The sequence below is a fragment of the Streptomyces sp. NPDC002044 genome (assembly GCF_040296725.1).
GTDB classification, from domain to species: domain Bacteria; phylum Actinomycetota; class Actinomycetes; order Streptomycetales; family Streptomycetaceae; genus Streptomyces; species Streptomyces antarcticus.
Genome location: NZ_JBEOXU010000149.1, coordinates 1 through 14,127 on the forward strand (window position 1 = coordinate 1; position 14,127 = coordinate 14,127).

The following is a 14,127-nucleotide window of genomic DNA, read 5'->3' on the forward strand; positions in this document are numbered from 1 at the left end:
GGACGTGAGCGGCGCGATCGGATAGGTGGTGGTGTCCGTGCTGGTTGCCGTCGGCGCGCGCGTCACCGGCCCCGGTCCCCCCGGGGAGGCGCCACTCCGCGTGCCCGGGGGAGCGTGATGACGCACACTGCGGTAGAGAGGTCCGCGTACCCGACGCGCGGGCCGTGGTGAGGGTGTTCGGCGTGCTCGAGGTCCCGCTCTGGCTGTGGGGGGCGTTCGCCGCGACGGTGGTGGTGTCGCTGGCGGTGGACCTGCTGGCCCACCGCACCGCGCACGTCATCGGCTTCAAGGAGGCCGCCGCCTGGAGCGCCCTGTGGGTGGGCCTCGCGCTCACCTTCGGCCTGGTCGTCTTCCTCGTCCTGGGGACGGACGCGGGCACGGAATACACGACGGCCTGGTTGCTGGAGAAGAGCCTGTCGGTCGACAACCTGTTCGTCTTCGCCGTGATCTTCGCGTACTTCAAGGTGCCCGCCGCGTACCAGCACCGGGTGCTGTTCTTCGGTGTCATCGGCGCCCTCGTCTTCCGCGGCGTCTTCCTCTCCCTCGGCGTGGCCGTGGTCAGCCGGTTCACCGCCGTGCTGTTCGCGTTCGCGGCGGTGCTCTTCTACAGCGCCTACAAGCTCCTCAAGGACGAGGAGGAGAGCTTCGACCCGGGCAGGAGCTTCGCCGTACGGATGCTCCGCAAGATCATGCCGGTGAGCGAGGAGTACGACGGGGCGAAGTTCTTCGTGAGGGAAGCCGGCAGGCGGATGGCGACCCCGCTGCTCGCGGTGGTCGCCGCGATCGAGGCCGCGGACCTGATCTTCGCCGTCGACAGCGTCCCGGCCGTCCTCGCGGTCAGCGATGACGCGTTCATCGTCTACACGAGCAACGCGTTCGCCATCCTCGGTCTGCGGGCCCTCTACTTCATGCTCGCGGGGCTCCTGGACCGCTTCCGGTACCTGAGCAAGGGACTGGCGGTCATCCTCGCCTTCATCGCCGTCAAGCTCATCCTCCAGGCGTCCCACAAGATGATCAGCCCGGGCATCCCGGAGATCCCCTCTCCGGTCAGCCTCGCGGTCATCGTCGTCGTCCTGGCCGGCTCCGTGGTGCTCAGCATCAGGAGGCCGCCCCCCGCGGGATCGGGCGAGGAGGACAAAGCAGGACTTCCCGACTAGCCGGTTCGGGCTTATCGTAAAGAGATGGTCAAGACAAAGAGTGCGGTCGACTCCTACGTGTGTCCGACCTGCAAGCAGTCCGTGCCGTCGGCGGTCCACCGCCACAAGAGCCTCGGCGTCTTCGTTCCCACGTGGAGCCCGGGTGCGTGTCAGAACCGCGACTGTGCCAGCTACCGGCTGGACCCCGGTCGCAAGCCCCACGCGGCGCCGTGACGGAAAGCGGCTTCAGGTCGAGGAGCGCTCGACCAGCGAGGTCGCCGTGATGACCGGGCCGGGCGCGGGCCGCCCGTCCGCGCCGCCGTTCAGGATGCCCAGCAGCAGCCCGGCCATCAGTCGCCCCATCCCTTCCACGTCCTGGCGTACGGTCGTCAGCGGCGGGTCGGCGCCCTCGGCCACGAGTTCCGCGTCGTCGAAGCCGACCAGCGCCACGTCCCCGGGAACGCTCAGCCCGCGCTCCCGCAACACCCGCAGCGCGCCCGTCGCCATGAGGTCGTTCCCGGCGAACACCGCGTCGATCGGGCCGGTCCCCGCGCCGCTTCCCGCGGTGCCGTCCAGCAGCCGCGTCATCGCGCGGGCCCCGCCCGCCGCCGTGAAGTCGCCCTCGGCGATCAATGCGGGGTCGGCCCGCGGCAGGACGTCCCGGTACCCGCTCAGCCGGTCGGCCGCCGACGTCTGGTCGAGGGGGCCCGCGATGTGCGCGATCCGCTTCCGGCCCCGGGCCAGCAGGTAGCGCACGGCGTCGCGCGCGCCCCCGCGGTTGTCCGCGTCCACGTACGTCACGTCCCCGTGGTCCCCGGGACCGGCCGTCCATCCCGGTCGGCCGCCGTAGACCGTCGGCATTCCGATGCGGCGCGCGATCGCGGGCAGCGGATCGTCGGTGTGCAGGGAGAACGCGAGCGCACCGTCCACGTGCCCGCCCGCCAGATAGCGGTCGATGCGGTCGTAATCGCCGCGGTCCTCCACGAGCAGCAGCACCAACTGCGTGTCGTGGGCCGTCAGTTCCTTGCTGATGCCGCGCAGCTGGCGGGAGAAGAAGGGGTCGGCGAAGATCCGGATCTCCGGCTCCGCGATGATCACCGCGACGGCGCCGGTGCGCCGGGTGACCAGGGTCCGGGCCGCGGGATTGGGCACGTACCCCAGGTCCCGGATGGCCTCGCGCACCTTGTCCGCCAGCCGCGCGCGGACCCCGTCGCCGCCGTTGACGACGCGGGAGGCGGTGGCGCGGGACACCCCGGCGCGCGCGGCGACCGCCTCCAGGGTGGGGCGGTTCCCGGGACGGTGTTCGGGCACGGATGCTCCTCCTGTTGTCCACGGGCGCTCTCCTCGCCTCGCCGGACAGCAGGGTAACCGGTACGGCCGGGGCGACCCGGCCGTACCGGCCGGTCACCAGCCGATGCCCAGGGTCAGGCCGGTCGGAGGGTCGGCGTTGCCGAGGATCTGCACGGAGGACTGGTCGTTGACGTCGTCGTAGGGGAAGCCGTACGCCCGCCCGCCGAGGCCCACGGAGTGGAAGAAGGCGGAGTAGTCGTTCTTCGCCGCCCCGCCGTAGTACGCCGACGGCGTGTACCAGGCGGCGGTGTCCAGTGCGACGCCGCGGTGGAAGGCGGCGCAGAACTCGGCGCCGAGCTGCTTCTCGGTGTCGTTGCCCGTCGCCATGGCGCCGGAGCAGGCCATCACGTCCGGGGAGGTCGGCTTGTGCAGGGTGAAGGGGCCCGCGCCGTTCTTGGTGAAGACGAGGTCGGAGCCGGTGACCCGGCCGGAGAAGGTCTCGCCGAGGCGGGTCAGGGTGAAGGGGTGGGAGGCGTACCGGGCCCAGGTCTGGTCGATGGCGGCGCTGAGGTGGTGCTGCCGTTCTCCGCCGGGCTGGAAGAGGTCCGACGAGCGCGGTGCCACGATCCGGTGGGAGTTCTGCAACGGCCTGAAAGCGGCGCCGACGAAGGCCGCGTACCGCCGCACGACCTCGGCGCGGGAGAGGGTGATGCCCTGGGTGGTGTCGTGGCCGCTGGAGACCTGGCGCAGCCGCGAGGTCATCGGGAGGCCGAACTGGTCGACCTGGGTGGTGTTCCCGCCGAAGGGCACCTGCCCGTGGACGTAGGTGTACTCGTACCAGTCGTAGAGGACGTCGTTGTTGGGGTCGTCCGGGTTGCGCGGGTCGGGGCCTCCCCAGCCCTGGTCGTCCGGAGAGACGGGGAGGTACACGGGGGAGCCGAGGGAGAGGTAGATCCGGCCGCCGCGGATCGAGGGCGGCGACGGCACGGTCCCGCCGACCCGGGCGAGGGTGAAGGACATGTTGGGGTAGTTGACGCCGCGTTTGACCAGGTGGCCGGGGGCGGTGGCGTCGAGGTGGCTGATACGGGCCATGGAACCGTCGGGCCTCATGTACGACCACTGGCCGGGGGTCACCTGACCGAGGACGGTGACGAAGACCTGCGTGTCGGCGTACGCGCCACGGGTGTTGTTCTCGAAGGTGATGGGGAAGCCGCCCGTCCCGCCACCGCCACCGCCCCCGTCTCCCGTGCCGCCGACCGTGTGGGTGAAGCGGGGGGTGTCGAGGAGCGTGCCGCCCTTCTCGTACGTGAACCAGTACGGGAGGGCGGCCCCGGGGGTGAGGCCGGTGACGGTGCGCTGCCAGGTGCCGCCGGTGTTCGTCATGCGGAGGTTCTGCTGGCCCAGGCCGCCGCCCGGCAGGTAGTGGACGTCGACCAGGGCGGCCGGGGCGGCCGGGGCGAAGTCGAACCGGACCGCCCCCGTGCCCTGGCCGGTGACGCCCTGGGTGTAGTCGGGCCCCGCGGCCCGGCCCGTGGCCGGGACGACGAGGAGGGAACCGGCCAGGGCGGCGAACAGCGTCCCGAGCCGGAGCAGTCGGCGGAGCCGGCGGAGCGGTCGGAGCGGGCCGCTCCGGTGGGTGGCGCGTGCGGTGTTCATCAGGATCCTCCCCGCTCGGGTCAGTGGCCGAAGCCGAACCAGTTGACGTTGACGAAGTCGGAGGGCTGGCCGCTGGTGAAGGTCAGGTAGACGTCGTGGGTGCCCGTCACGGCGGTGATGTTGGCCGGTACGGTCCGCCAGCTCTGCCAGCCGCCGGTGTCCGCCACCGAGAAGCTGCCGACCGGCGGGGCGGTCCGGCTGCCGAGGCGGACCTCGACGAGGCCGCTGATCCCGCCGGCGGCGCCGCTCGCGACCCGGCCGAGGAACTGCCTGGCGGGGGTGGCACCGAAGTCCACGCCCTCGTAGACGGCCCAGTCACCGTTGCCGATCGTCGTCAGGTCCTGGCCGCCGCCCGCGTCGGCGGTGGTCTCGTGCGCCACGCCGGCCTGGGCGTCGTGGGATTCCGCCTGGATCGTGGCGTACGCGTCCCGGTGGCCCGGAGGTGGCGTGGTGGGGGGAGTGGTCGGGGGGACGGTCGGAGGAGTGGTGGGCGGAATGGTGGCGCCGGTCGAGCGCAGGACCGTCACGTAGTCGACGACCATGGGGTGGCCCGGCTGGGTGCCGGCGTCGGGCCCGCCGCCGAAGGCCGCCGGGAACTCGCCGCCCATCGCCACGTTCAGGATGATGAAGTAGCCGTGGTCGGTCGCGTTGGTCCAGGTCGCCGCGTCCACCTGGCTCGCCCGTACGGTGTGGTAGTTGACGCCGTCGACGTAGAAGCGCATCTCCTCCACCGCGGCCGACCGGTCCCACTCCACCGCGTACGTGTGGAATCCGGACTGGCAGCTGGTCCCGGGGCAGACGGTCTGGCCGCCGATGCCGGACTTCTCGTTGCAGGGGCCGCCCGGGCTGGTGCCGCAGTGCATCGTGGCCCAGACCTGGTTGATGCCCTGGACGTTCTCCAGGATGTCGAGCTCGCCCACACCCGGCCAGTTCCACCAGTTCCCGCGGTAGGGCGCGCCGAGCATCCAGAACGCCGGCCAGTAGCCCTTCGCCGCCGGGCCCGTCACGTTCGGCATCTGGATGCGCGCCTCGGTGCGCATCCGGCCGCCCGCCGGGGGTTCGAAGTCGGCCCGCCGGGTCTCTATCCGGCCCGAGGTCCAGTTGCCGGCCGCGTCCCGTCTGGGAGTGATGCGGAGGTTGCCCGCGCCGTCGAGGGAGACGTTCGCGGGGTCGGCGGTCATCGTCTCGATCTCCCCGGTGCCGAAGCCCCCGGGACCGCCGGGGTAGCTCGTGCCGGTGGTGTACTGCCAGTTCGCGGTGTTCACGCCGGAGCCCGCTGCTCCGTCGAAGTCGTCCAGGAACACCTGGGACCAGCCCGCGGGGGCGGGCGGGGCCGCGGCGCCGGCCGGCAGGGTCAGCGCCGCGGCGGCGGCGATCACGGCCACGGCGGCCGCTGCTGCCGTGCGGGCCGGTCGGGCGGTGGGTCGTCGGCTGTCGGATGTCAGACGCATGGATGCCCTCTCTGAGGCGCCGTGAGGCGCCGGTGGGGGAGGTTCAGAGGCGGGGGAGCGGTGGGCGCGCCAGCTTGAGAGCGCTCTCAAGCGGTGCCGCTGACACTGTGCTCCCCTGCCCACAGGGCGTCAAGACATCGCGCCGGGAAGGGCGTGGACGGCAGGGGGAGTTCAACCGTTGAACGCGCGCCGGGCCCGCCGTCCCCCGGGGTGCCGGGCGGCGGGGACCCCGCGCCCGGCGGCCGCCGGGCGGTCACGGCCCCGGCGCCCACCCGGCCGCCGCCCCGTTGCCATCCGGCGGCCAGCCGCCCGCCCGCCGTCCCGTGCCGGTGGCCGTCACCCGTGCGGCCCAACCCGCCGCGACCGGCTCACTCCGGCGGCCAGAGCACCTCGTCGGCGCCGGGGAGATCGTGGACCGCCGCGGCCGTTCCCGTCAGGGGCAGCAGCCCCTCCAACGGGCAGACCACCGGTGTCTCGTGGTCCACCTCCCACTGGCCGGCCACGTTCCCGCCGGCCCGGTCCGTGGTGCACACGGCGTACAGATGGCCGGAACATCCCCGGCAGAGCAGGGTCTGGTGTCCGCTCATGACGGGCCCGCCTTCTGGAGTGCGGCCCCGGCGAACGCCCGGGCCGAAGGGGACATCGGGACCTCCGGCCGGGCCGGCGGGTTGCGCCGCGCACCCCGCCCGGGGGGCCGGGGGGCGCGCCACGCCGGAGTGCCGGACGCGCCCCGCGCTTGTAGCGTCGGTCGCGTCAGGAGTCCGGGTGACCCGACAAGAATCCGCCGGCCGGTTCGCTTGCGCGGAACACCTCCCGTCAGCGCGCCGCGCCACCCGTGCGCCGCCCGTGTCAGCGCCGAGCAGGTCCGTCCCTCGCGCATCGACCGGGCACACGGGCAGCCCCCGTACGAGAGGCCGTGCCGATGCCGAAGGATGCCGAGACCGCCCCGATAGCCCCGGTGGCCCCACTGGCCCCGATCGCGAGTCTGATCCGGGTGGAGAGGGGTTCGGCCGCCCCCGAGGAACTGGCCGCCATCGCGGTCGTGGTCGCCTGTTACGCGCGCCGGTCCGGCCGCGAGCGCGACGCGGCCATGGCGAAGGGGACGGGCCCCGGACACGGCTCCCGCCGTCCCTCCCGCGCGAACACCGGCTGCTGGGCGGGCTGCTGGGCCTGCCGCTGAACCCCTTCCGCCGGCCGCGCACACGGCCGGCGGAAGGGAGAGCGAGGTCGTCACGCCCGGCGCAGCACCGTAGAGACCACGTCGAGCAGTACCGCCCGGGGATCGGCGACCGCGCCCTCCGACCGCCACGCGACGAACCCGTCCGGCCGTACGAGTACGGCTCCCTCGGCCGTCAGCTCGTGGGCCGCGGCCCAGTCGGCGTCGCCCTCCGGGATCAGATCGGCGTCGCGCCCGGCGCCGAACGCGTACGCGTCCAGCCGGACCGACAACTGCCCGCCCACCGCCTCGGCGGCCTCGCGCCACGGCGTACCGGCCCCGCTGAGCAGCACGAAGGACCGCTCGTACAGGTCCAGCGTGGACACGCGCTCGCCCGCCCGGGTCACCCACAGGTGAGGGGCCCGGGTGCCCGTGTCACCCGTCAGGCGCAGTGCCTCCGGGATGATCGGCCGGCCGGGGTCGCCCCCGACGACCGCGCCCTGCGGGTAGGCGTAGCCCATCGCCGTGGTGAGGACCCCGCTGCCCGGCCCACCGCCCATGGTGGGCGGGGGCGCGTACCCCGGGTGGCTGTGTTCCGCCGAACGGGCCGAGGCGCGCTCGCTCGTGGCCCGGGCCACCGGCAGCCGCTCGGCCTCGTACGTGTCGAGCAGCTCGATCCCGGCCGATCCGTCCAGCACCGCCGCGATCTTCCAGGCCAGGTTGTGCCCGTCCTGGATGCCGGTGTTGGAGCCGAACGCCCCCGTGGGGGACATCTCGTGGGCCGCGTCCCCGGCGAGGAACACCCGTCCGGACGAGTACCGCTGCGCCACCCGTTCGGCGGCGTGCCACGGCGCCTTGCCGCCGATCTCCACGTCCAGGTCCGGTACGCCGATCGCGTTGCGGATCTGGGCCACGCAGCGCTCGTCGGTGAAGTCCTCCAGGGTCTCGCCCCGGTCGGGGTGCCACGGGGCGTGGAACACCCACTGCTTGTCGTTGTCGACCGGCAGCAGCGCCCCGTCGGCTCCGGGCCGCATCAGGTAGCAGACGATGAACCGCAGGTCGCCCAGCGCCTCGGCGAGCCGCTCCGAGCGGAAGGTGACGCTCACGTTGTGGAACAGCTCGCCGTTACCCGTCTGGGGGATCCGCAACTGCTCGCGGACGGGGCTGCGGGGCCCGTCCGCCGCGATCAGGAAGTCGGCGCGCACGGTGGTGTGCTCGCCGGTCTCCCGGTCCTTCACGACGGCGCTCACCCCCGTCGCGTCCTGGTCGAAGTTCATGAGCTCGGTGGAGAACCGCACGTCGGCGCCCTGCGCGCGGCTCTGCGAGGCCAGCACCGGCTCGATGTTGTTCTGGCTGCACAGGCACCACCCGGTCGGGCTGAAACGCCGGAGCGCCCCGGACGGGTCGATGGCCTTGACCAGCCATTTGTGGTTGTCGCCGGTCAGCGACTCGGTCTGCAGAATGCCCTGGTTGCCCTCCAGTACGGACGCCGCCCGGCGGATCGCGCTCTCGGCTCCCGCCGTACGGAACAGCTCCATCGTCCGGGCGTTGATGCCCCGGCCGCGCGGGTGCGCGGAGGTGCCGGAGTGCTTCTCGACCAGCAGGTGCCGCACTCCGTGGCGACTCAGGAACAGCGAGGTGGACAGGCCCACGAGAGAGCCGCCCACGACGAGAACCGGTACGCGAACATCGGCTTTGTCTTCCATCAGCTGCGGGCTCCTGTTTTCTGTGTGGGGGAGTGGAGTCTTTATGCCCCCGATCCAAGATCAGGCCCAGTTGATTCGCCGCTTGTCACCCGCTTGATCCGGACATGTAGCGGTACGTGCCCTCTCGGATGACGATGAGCGACAGCGGATCCCCCTGAGACGCGCCCGGCCCGCCCGTCCCGAACGAGGCGGCCACCGGCCCGGGAGACCGCCACCGGTGACGGACGAGGGGTCCGTACGCGATGGATCTCCACCCCCTCATGAAGGAGTGAGTAGATGACAACCACCCTGTCCGAACGGGTGTCGCAGTCAGCCTTCGACGGCTCCATGCTCCGGGTCGTCCTCCTGATGGACCTCCACGAGGGGACCCAGCAGCAGTTCTTCGAGGCGTACGAGAAGCTCCGCCACGACATCGCGTCGGTCCCGGGCCACATCAGCGACCAGCTGTGCCAGTCCTTCGAGAACCCCTCGCAGTGGCTCATCACCAGCGAGTGGGAGAGCGCCCCGCAGTACCTCGCCTGGGTGAACAGCGAGCACCACGCCGAACAGGTGAAGCCGCTGGGCGCCTGCGCCCGCGCCATGCGCCCGCTGAAGTTCACCGTCCTGCGCGAGACGGGACGCGGTTACGACCAGGCGGCCCGGCCGGCCTCGGCCCGGCTCCAGCCCGTCCCCCGGCTGGGCGCGGGCATCGTGCGCCACGCCCTCACCTTCACCGTCAAGCCGGGCAGCGAGGAGGAGGTCGCCTCCATCCTGTCGAGCTACGCCTCGCCGGAGGCCCGGGTCGACGACCACACCCGGCTCTGCCGGACCTCGCTGTTCATGCACGGCAACCGCGTCGTGCGCACGGTGGAGGTCCAGGGCGACCTCATGGCGGCGCTGCGCCACGTCTCCGAACAGCCCGGGGTCCGGGCGGCGGAAGAGGCGCTCAACCCGCACCTGGAGAAGGACCGCAACCTCAACGATCCGGAGTCCGCCCGCATGTTCTTCATGCGCGCCGCCCTCCCCGCGGTCCACCACGTCGCCGCCGGGGAACCGGAGAGCGCCGACGTACGGCGGCACGCGCTGTTCTACCCGGCGAAGCCCGGCTGCGGCCCGGCCCTCGCCAGGTTCCTCGCCCGACAGGACGAGGCCGCCGCGCAGGGCAGCGACAGCCCCGTGCGCAGCAGCAGCATCTTCCAGCGCGACGACATCGTCGTCCGCCTGGTCGACGTGCGCGGACCGCAGGGCGCCGAGCCCGACGCGGCCTACGGGATCCGGGACCCCCGCAAGGCGGCGGTGCTGGCCCGGCTGACGGACGCACCCGCCGAGCGGGCCGGCGCGGCGCACCGCACGATGAACCTGGTCACCGACCGCCGGGCACCCGCGCGGTCCTGATTCCCTCGGTCCAGCCCACCCCCAGCCTCGTCCAGGCTTCCCACACGCCAGGAGGAAACCCGTCATGACCAGACAGCGCCCACGCATCGTGGACCTCAGCGAGACGCCGCCCAACCGCAGGCGCGGTGGCGATCTCCGGGCGGTGCTCACCCCCACCTCGGTGGGGTCCACCAGCGGCTTCATGGGTCTGGCCGTGATGGCCCCCGGGGAGTCGATCGCCGAGCACTACCACCCGTACTCCGAGGAGTTCGTCTACGTGGTCGCCGGGCAACTGGAGGTGGACCTCGACGGCGAGGCCCACCCGCTCCGCACCGACCAGGGGCTCCTCGTCCCGCTGAACGTCCGCCACCGCTTCCGCAACGTCGGCGACACCGAGGCCCGGATGGTCTTCCACCTCGGCCCGCTCGCCCCGCGTCCGGAGCTCGGCCACGTGGACACCGAGGAGGCACCGCACCCGGAGAGCACCGCCTGGGAGCAGCCCCCGGACCGTACCGGGGTGGTCTCATGACGCGCCGCCGGGTGGCGGTCACCGGCGTCGGCGTCGTCGCCCCCGGCGGGATCGGCGTCACCGCCTTCTGGGACCTGCTGTCCAACGGGCGTACGGCGACCCGCGGCATCACCCTCTTCGACCCGGCCGGGTTCCGCTCCCGGATAGCCGCCGAGGTCGACTTCGACCCCGCCGCGCACGGCCTCACCGAGGGCGAGGCGGCCCGGGCGGACCGGTACATCCAGTTCGCCCTGGTCGCCGCCCGCGAGGCGGTCAGGGACTCCGGTCTCGACCTCACCACCGACGAAGCCTGGCGGACCGGGGTCTCCCTCGGCACCGCCGTCGGCGGAACCACCCGCCTGGAGCACGACTACGTGGCCGTGAGCCAGTCCGGCGCCTGGTGGGACGTCGACCACAAGCTCGCCAGCCCCTTCCTGCACCGGGCGTTCACGCCCGCCACCCTCGCCTCCGCCGTCGCGGAGCAGACGGGTGCGCGCGGCCCGGTGCAGACCGTCTCCACCGGCTGCACCTCCGGGCTCGACGCCATCGGGTACGCCGTCCACTCCATCGAGGAGGGCCGGATGGACGTCTGCATCGCCGGCGCCTCCGACTCACCCGTCTCGCCCATCACGGTGGCCTGTTTCGACGCCATCAAGGCGACCTCCCCCAACAACGACGATCCGGCCCACGCCTCCCGGCCCTTCGACGCCGACCGGGACGGATTCGTCCTCGGCGAGGGAGGAGCCGTCCTCGTCCTGGAGGAGCTGGAACACGCCCGCGCCCGTGGCGCCACCGTGTACTGCGAGATCGGCGGCTACTCCACCTTCGGCAACGCCCACCACATGACCGGGCTGACCACCGAGGGCCTGGAGATGGCCCGCGCGATCGAGACGGCCCTGGCCCAGGCCCGCATATCCCCCTCCGACATCGACTACGTCAACGCGCACGGCTCCGGGACCAAGCAGAACGACCGCCACGAGACGGCGGCCGTCAAGCGGGTCCTCGGGGACCACGCGTACAAGACGCCGATGACCTCCATCAAGTCGATGGTGGGCCACTCCCTCGGCGCCATCGGGGCGATCGAACTCGCCGCCTGCGTCCTCGCCATGACCCACCAGGTGGTCCCGCCGACGGCGAACTACGAGACGCCGGACCCCGAGTGCGATCTCGACTACGTGCCCCGCACCGCCCGCAGCCGCACGCTGCGCAGCGTGCTCTCGGTCGGCAGCGGCTTCGGCGGGTTCCAGTCCGCCGTCGTCATGAGCAGGCCGAAGGAGGAGGTCTCGTGAGCAGCCGTACGGTCATCACCGGCATCGGGGTCGTCGCGCCCAACGGCATCGGCGCCGACGCCTTCTGGAAGGCCACCCAGTCCGGGATCAGCGTCCTGGACCGGGTCACCCGGCCCGGATGCGAGCACCTGCCGCTGCGCGTCGCGGGCGAGGTGCGGGGCTTCGACCCCGGCGCGATGGTCGAGGACCGGTTCCTCGTACAGACGGACCGGTTCACCCACCACGCGCTCGCCGCGGCCGACCTCGCCCTGGAGGACGCCCGGCTCGGCCGGGCCGACTACGAGGACGAACCGTTCTCCATCGGCGTCGTCACGGCCGCCGGCTCCGGCGGCGGCGAGTTCGGCCAGCGCGAGCTCCAGCACCTCTGGGAGCAGGGCCCGCGCTTCGTCGGCCCGTACCAGTCGATCGCCTGGTTCTACGCCGCCAGCACCGGCCAGATCTCCATCCGCCGCGGCCTCAAGGGCCCCTGCGGGGTCGTCGCCAGCGACGAGGCAGGCGGGCTCGACGCCTTCGCGCACGCCGTCCGCGGCATCCGCCGGGGCAGCCGGGCGATGCTGGCCGGCGCGACGGAGGCACCGCTCGCGCCGTACTCCATCGTCTGCCAGCTGGAGTACGAGGGGCTGAGCACCCGGGACGACCCCGAGCGCGCCTACCGTCCCTTCACCGCTGGAGCCTGCGGCTACGTACCCGCCGAGGGCGGCGCGATGTTCGTCGTCGAGGCCGAGGAGAGGGCACTCGCGCGCGGAGCCACCGTGCGCGCCGTCCTGGCCGGCCACGCCGCGACCTTCACCGGCACCCGCCGCCCCGACGACGGGGGCGAGGGCCTGGCCCACGCCATCCGCGGCGCGCTCAGGGACGCCGACTGCGCCCCCGAGGAGATCGACGTGGTCTTCGCCGACGCCCTGGGGACACCTCGGGCGGACGCGGCCGAGGCGGCGGCCCTCGCCGACGCCCTCGGCGGACACGGCCGCCGGGTGCCCGTCACGGCGCCCAAGACCGGTACGGGCAGGGCGTACTGCGCGGCACCGGCCCTGGACACCGCCGCGGCGGTCCTGGCACTGGAGCACGGCGTGGTTCCGCCGACCCCGAACGTCTTCGACGTGTGCCACGACCTCGACGTGGTGACCGGCTGCGCCCGCCCCGCGGAGCTGCGCACCGCGCTCGTCCTCAGCCGGGGCCGGATGGGTTCCAACTCCGCGCTCGTCGTGCGCAAGGGCCCCTCGGCGCCCGCGTAGCGGGCCAGCAGTCCCCTCACAGGAAGAGAGACGCCACCATGTCCGACCGACTGACCATGGAGGAGCTGGCGGTCCTGATGAAGACCGCCGGCATCACCGTCGACCCCACCGAGATGGCGACCCGCCCCGACTCGGCCTTCGACTCCTACGGCCTCGACTCGCTGGGCCTGCTCGGGATCGTCGGCGAGCTGGAGAACCGGCGCGGACGGGCCCTGCCCACCGACGCCGACCGCTGCAAGACCCCCGGCGAGTTCCTCGACCTCGTCAACAACAGCCTGATGACAGGAGCCTGAGATGGCACGCACCGAGAACGAGATCACCGTCAACGCCCCCCTCGACCTGGTGTGGGAGGTGACCAACGACCTCCCCAACTGGCCGCAGCTGTTCAGCGAGTACGCCGCGCTGGAGATCCTCGAAGAGGAGGGGGACACCACCCGGTTCCGCCTCACCATGCACCCCGACGAGAACGGCACCGTGTGGAGCTGGGTCTCCGAGCGCACCGCCGACCGGGCGGGCCGCAGCGTGCGCGCGCGCCGGGTCGAGACCGGCCCCTTCGCGCACATGGACATCCACTGGCAGTACGACGAGGTGCCCGGCGGCGGCACCCGGATGAAGTGGACCCAGGACTTCGCGATGAAGCCGGAGGCCCCCGTCGACGACGCGTGGATGACCGACAACATCAACCGCAACTCCAAGCTCCAGATGGCACTCATCCGGGACAAGATCGAGCAGCGCGCGAGCGAGGCCGGTGTCCCCGCCGTCAGCCGCCGGTGACCCGGCCGCTGTGATCCGCCCCTGAAGAGAAAGGCAACCATCCGGATGCACCGCGCTCTCATCGTCGCCCGCATGGCGCCGGGATCGGCCCCCGACATCGCCGAGCTGTTCTCCGGCTCGGACGCGGGGGAGCTCCCGCACCTGGTCGGGGTCTCGCGCCGCAGCCTGTTCCAGTTCGGCGACGTGTACCTGCACCTGATCGAGTCCGAGCGGCCGCCCGGCCCGGCCATCGCACAGGTCACCGAACACCCGGAGTTCCGGGACCTCAGCGACCGGCTCACCGCCTACATCAGTCCGCACAACCCGGACACGTGGCGCGGCCCGAAGGACGCCATGGCCCACGAGTTCTACCGCTGGGAGAACACCGCCGCGCAGTGAACCGAGCGGTACGGACGGGACCCGCACACCCCGGTGTGCGGGTCCCGCCGCGCGTGGCGGGCCGGCCGGACCGCGGAGCCGGGAGGCAGCCGGAGCCGGGGCGGTGGGTCCGGCCAGCTGGCGGACACCCTCGATCACGCGTTCCCCTTCCACCACCAGGGCGACGACGGGACCGCTCGACATGAAGCCCATGAG

15 protein-coding genes and 1 pseudogene are annotated in these 14,127 nt (G+C 72.7%); 10 read left to right on the plus strand and 6 right to left on the minus strand.

Features of this window, described 5'->3' with window-relative positions; genetic code table 11:
* The first annotated feature begins 182 nt into the window (after positions 1 to 182).
* Together ABT106_RS26665 and ABT106_RS26670 are read left to right on the plus strand one after the other, a co-directional pair.
* On the plus strand, positions 183 to 1,157 hold the full coding sequence (locus tag ABT106_RS26665) for a TerC family protein (RefSeq protein WP_351282085.1): 975 nt from the start codon (positions 183 to 185) through the stop codon (positions 1,155 to 1,157).
* Between the two features lie 24 nt (positions 1,158 to 1,181).
* Complete coding sequence (locus ABT106_RS26670; RefSeq protein WP_351282088.1) at positions 1,182 to 1,370, plus strand: hypothetical protein; 189 nt, start codon at positions 1,182 to 1,184, stop codon at positions 1,368 to 1,370.
* Positions 1,371 to 1,382: 12 nt separating this feature from the next.
* Here ABT106_RS26670 and ABT106_RS26675 read toward each other — a convergent pair whose 3' ends face one another.
* The 4 genes from ABT106_RS26675 to ABT106_RS26690 form a co-directional block, all read right to left on the minus strand.
* Positions 1,383 to 2,447, minus strand: coding sequence for a LacI family DNA-binding transcriptional regulator (locus ABT106_RS26675; protein WP_351282091.1), 1,065 nt, complete (start codon positions 2,445 to 2,447; stop codon positions 1,383 to 1,385).
* Positions 2,448 to 2,540: 93 nt separating this feature from the next.
* Entirely contained in the window at positions 2,541 to 4,082 is a 1,542-nt protein-coding gene (locus ABT106_RS26680; protein WP_351282093.1) for a glycoside hydrolase family 64 protein, read from the minus strand.
* A 20-nt stretch (positions 4,083 to 4,102) separates the two neighbouring features.
* Positions 4,103 to 5,533 (minus strand): glycoside hydrolase family 16 protein, encoded by a 1,431-nt coding sequence (locus ABT106_RS26685; protein ID WP_351282095.1) that lies wholly within the window; start codon positions 5,531 to 5,533, stop codon positions 4,103 to 4,105.
* Positions 5,534 to 5,901: 368 nt separating this feature from the next.
* Positions 5,902 to 6,120, minus strand: coding sequence for a hypothetical protein (locus ABT106_RS26690; RefSeq protein ID WP_351282098.1), 219 nt, complete (start codon positions 6,118 to 6,120; stop codon positions 5,902 to 5,904).
* A 335-nt stretch (positions 6,121 to 6,455) separates the two neighbouring features.
* Between ABT106_RS26690 and ABT106_RS26695 the strand changes: the two genes are divergently transcribed.
* Positions 6,456 to 6,713 (plus strand): acyl-CoA carboxylase epsilon subunit, encoded by a 258-nt coding sequence (locus ABT106_RS26695; RefSeq protein ID WP_351282101.1) that lies wholly within the window; start codon positions 6,456 to 6,458, stop codon positions 6,711 to 6,713.
* A gap of 50 nt (positions 6,714 to 6,763) precedes the next feature.
* Here the strand turns inward: ABT106_RS26695 and ABT106_RS26700 are convergent, their stop codons facing one another.
* A complete protein-coding gene (locus ABT106_RS26700) occupies positions 6,764 to 8,395 on the minus strand; it encodes an FAD-dependent oxidoreductase (RefSeq protein WP_351282104.1) in 1,632 nt (543 codons plus the stop codon).
* Between the two features lie 276 nt (positions 8,396 to 8,671).
* Between ABT106_RS26700 and ABT106_RS26705 the strand changes: the two genes are divergently transcribed.
* The 7 genes from ABT106_RS26705 to ABT106_RS26735 all read left to right on the plus strand — a co-directional run bounded on the left by ABT106_RS26705 (position 8,672) and on the right by ABT106_RS26735 (position 13,932).
* Positions 8,672 to 9,769 (plus strand): SchA/CurD-like domain-containing protein, encoded by a 1,098-nt coding sequence (locus tag ABT106_RS26705; RefSeq protein WP_351282106.1) that lies wholly within the window; start codon positions 8,672 to 8,674, stop codon positions 9,767 to 9,769.
* A 64-nt stretch (positions 9,770 to 9,833) separates the two neighbouring features.
* The gene (locus tag ABT106_RS26710; RefSeq protein ID WP_351282109.1) at positions 9,834 to 10,277 is read left to right on the plus strand and encodes a cupin domain-containing protein; all 444 of its coding nucleotides are present in this window, start codon (positions 9,834 to 9,836) and stop codon (positions 10,275 to 10,277) included.
* Positions 10,274 to 11,545: a beta-ketoacyl-[acyl-carrier-protein] synthase family protein gene (locus ABT106_RS26715; RefSeq protein WP_351282111.1), complete on the plus strand. Its 1,272-nt coding sequence runs from the start codon at positions 10,274 to 10,276 to the stop codon at positions 11,543 to 11,545. The genes ABT106_RS26710 and ABT106_RS26715 overlap by 4 nt, the downstream gene beginning before the upstream one ends.
* Positions 11,542 to 12,780: a beta-ketoacyl synthase N-terminal-like domain-containing protein gene (locus ABT106_RS26720; protein ID WP_351282114.1), complete on the plus strand. Its 1,239-nt coding sequence runs from the start codon at positions 11,542 to 11,544 to the stop codon at positions 12,778 to 12,780. Before ABT106_RS26715 ends, ABT106_RS26720 begins: the two co-directional genes overlap by 4 nt.
* A 38-nt stretch (positions 12,781 to 12,818) precedes the next feature.
* A complete protein-coding gene (locus ABT106_RS26725; RefSeq protein ID WP_267727329.1) occupies positions 12,819 to 13,073 on the plus strand; it encodes an acyl carrier protein in 255 nt (84 codons plus the stop codon).
* Between the two features lies 1 nt (position 13,074).
* Positions 13,075 to 13,554, plus strand: coding sequence for an SRPBCC family protein (locus tag ABT106_RS26730; protein ID WP_351282118.1), 480 nt, complete (start codon positions 13,075 to 13,077; stop codon positions 13,552 to 13,554).
* Positions 13,555 to 13,599: 45 nt separating this feature from the next.
* Positions 13,600 to 13,932 (plus strand): TcmI family type II polyketide cyclase, encoded by a 333-nt coding sequence (locus ABT106_RS26735; RefSeq protein WP_351282120.1) that lies wholly within the window; start codon positions 13,600 to 13,602, stop codon positions 13,930 to 13,932.
* Between the two features lie 60 nt (positions 13,933 to 13,992).
* On the opposite strand, the pseudogene ABT106_RS26740 reads toward ABT106_RS26735, so the two are convergent.
* Positions 13,993 to 14,127 (minus strand): annotated as a pseudogene (locus ABT106_RS26740) (nucleoside-diphosphate kinase); the annotation flags it as partial.

Excerpts from the sequence above, each read along its gene's own strand:
- ABT106_RS26700 (WP_351282104.1), bottom strand. The coding sequence starts at position 8,395 with ATGGAAGACAAAGCCGATGTTCGCGTACCGGTTCTCGTCGTGGGCGGC.
- ABT106_RS26715 (WP_351282111.1), top strand. The coding sequence starts at position 10,274 with ATGACGCGCCGCCGGGTGGCGGTCACCGGCGTCGGCGTCGTCGCCCCC.
- ABT106_RS26680 (WP_351282093.1), bottom strand. The coding sequence starts at position 4,082 with ATGAACACCGCACGCGCCACCCACCGGAGCGGCCCGCTCCGACCGCTC.
- ABT106_RS26690 (WP_351282098.1), bottom strand. The coding sequence starts at position 6,120 with ATGAGCGGACACCAGACCCTGCTCTGCCGGGGATGTTCCGGCCATCTG.
- ABT106_RS26670 (WP_351282088.1), top strand. The coding sequence starts at position 1,182 with ATGGTCAAGACAAAGAGTGCGGTCGACTCCTACGTGTGTCCGACCTGC.
- ABT106_RS26685 (WP_351282095.1), bottom strand. The coding sequence starts at position 5,533 with ATGCGTCTGACATCCGACAGCCGACGACCCACCGCCCGACCGGCCCGC.
- ABT106_RS26710 (WP_351282109.1), top strand. The coding sequence starts at position 9,834 with ATGACCAGACAGCGCCCACGCATCGTGGACCTCAGCGAGACGCCGCCC.
- ABT106_RS26725 (WP_267727329.1), top strand. The coding sequence starts at position 12,819 with ATGTCCGACCGACTGACCATGGAGGAGCTGGCGGTCCTGATGAAGACC.
- ABT106_RS26730 (WP_351282118.1), top strand. The coding sequence starts at position 13,075 with ATGGCACGCACCGAGAACGAGATCACCGTCAACGCCCCCCTCGACCTG.
- ABT106_RS26705 (WP_351282106.1), top strand. The coding sequence starts at position 8,672 with ATGACAACCACCCTGTCCGAACGGGTGTCGCAGTCAGCCTTCGACGGC.
- ABT106_RS26735 (WP_351282120.1), top strand. The coding sequence starts at position 13,600 with ATGCACCGCGCTCTCATCGTCGCCCGCATGGCGCCGGGATCGGCCCCC.
- ABT106_RS26695 (WP_351282101.1), top strand. The coding sequence starts at position 6,456 with ATGCCGAAGGATGCCGAGACCGCCCCGATAGCCCCGGTGGCCCCACTG.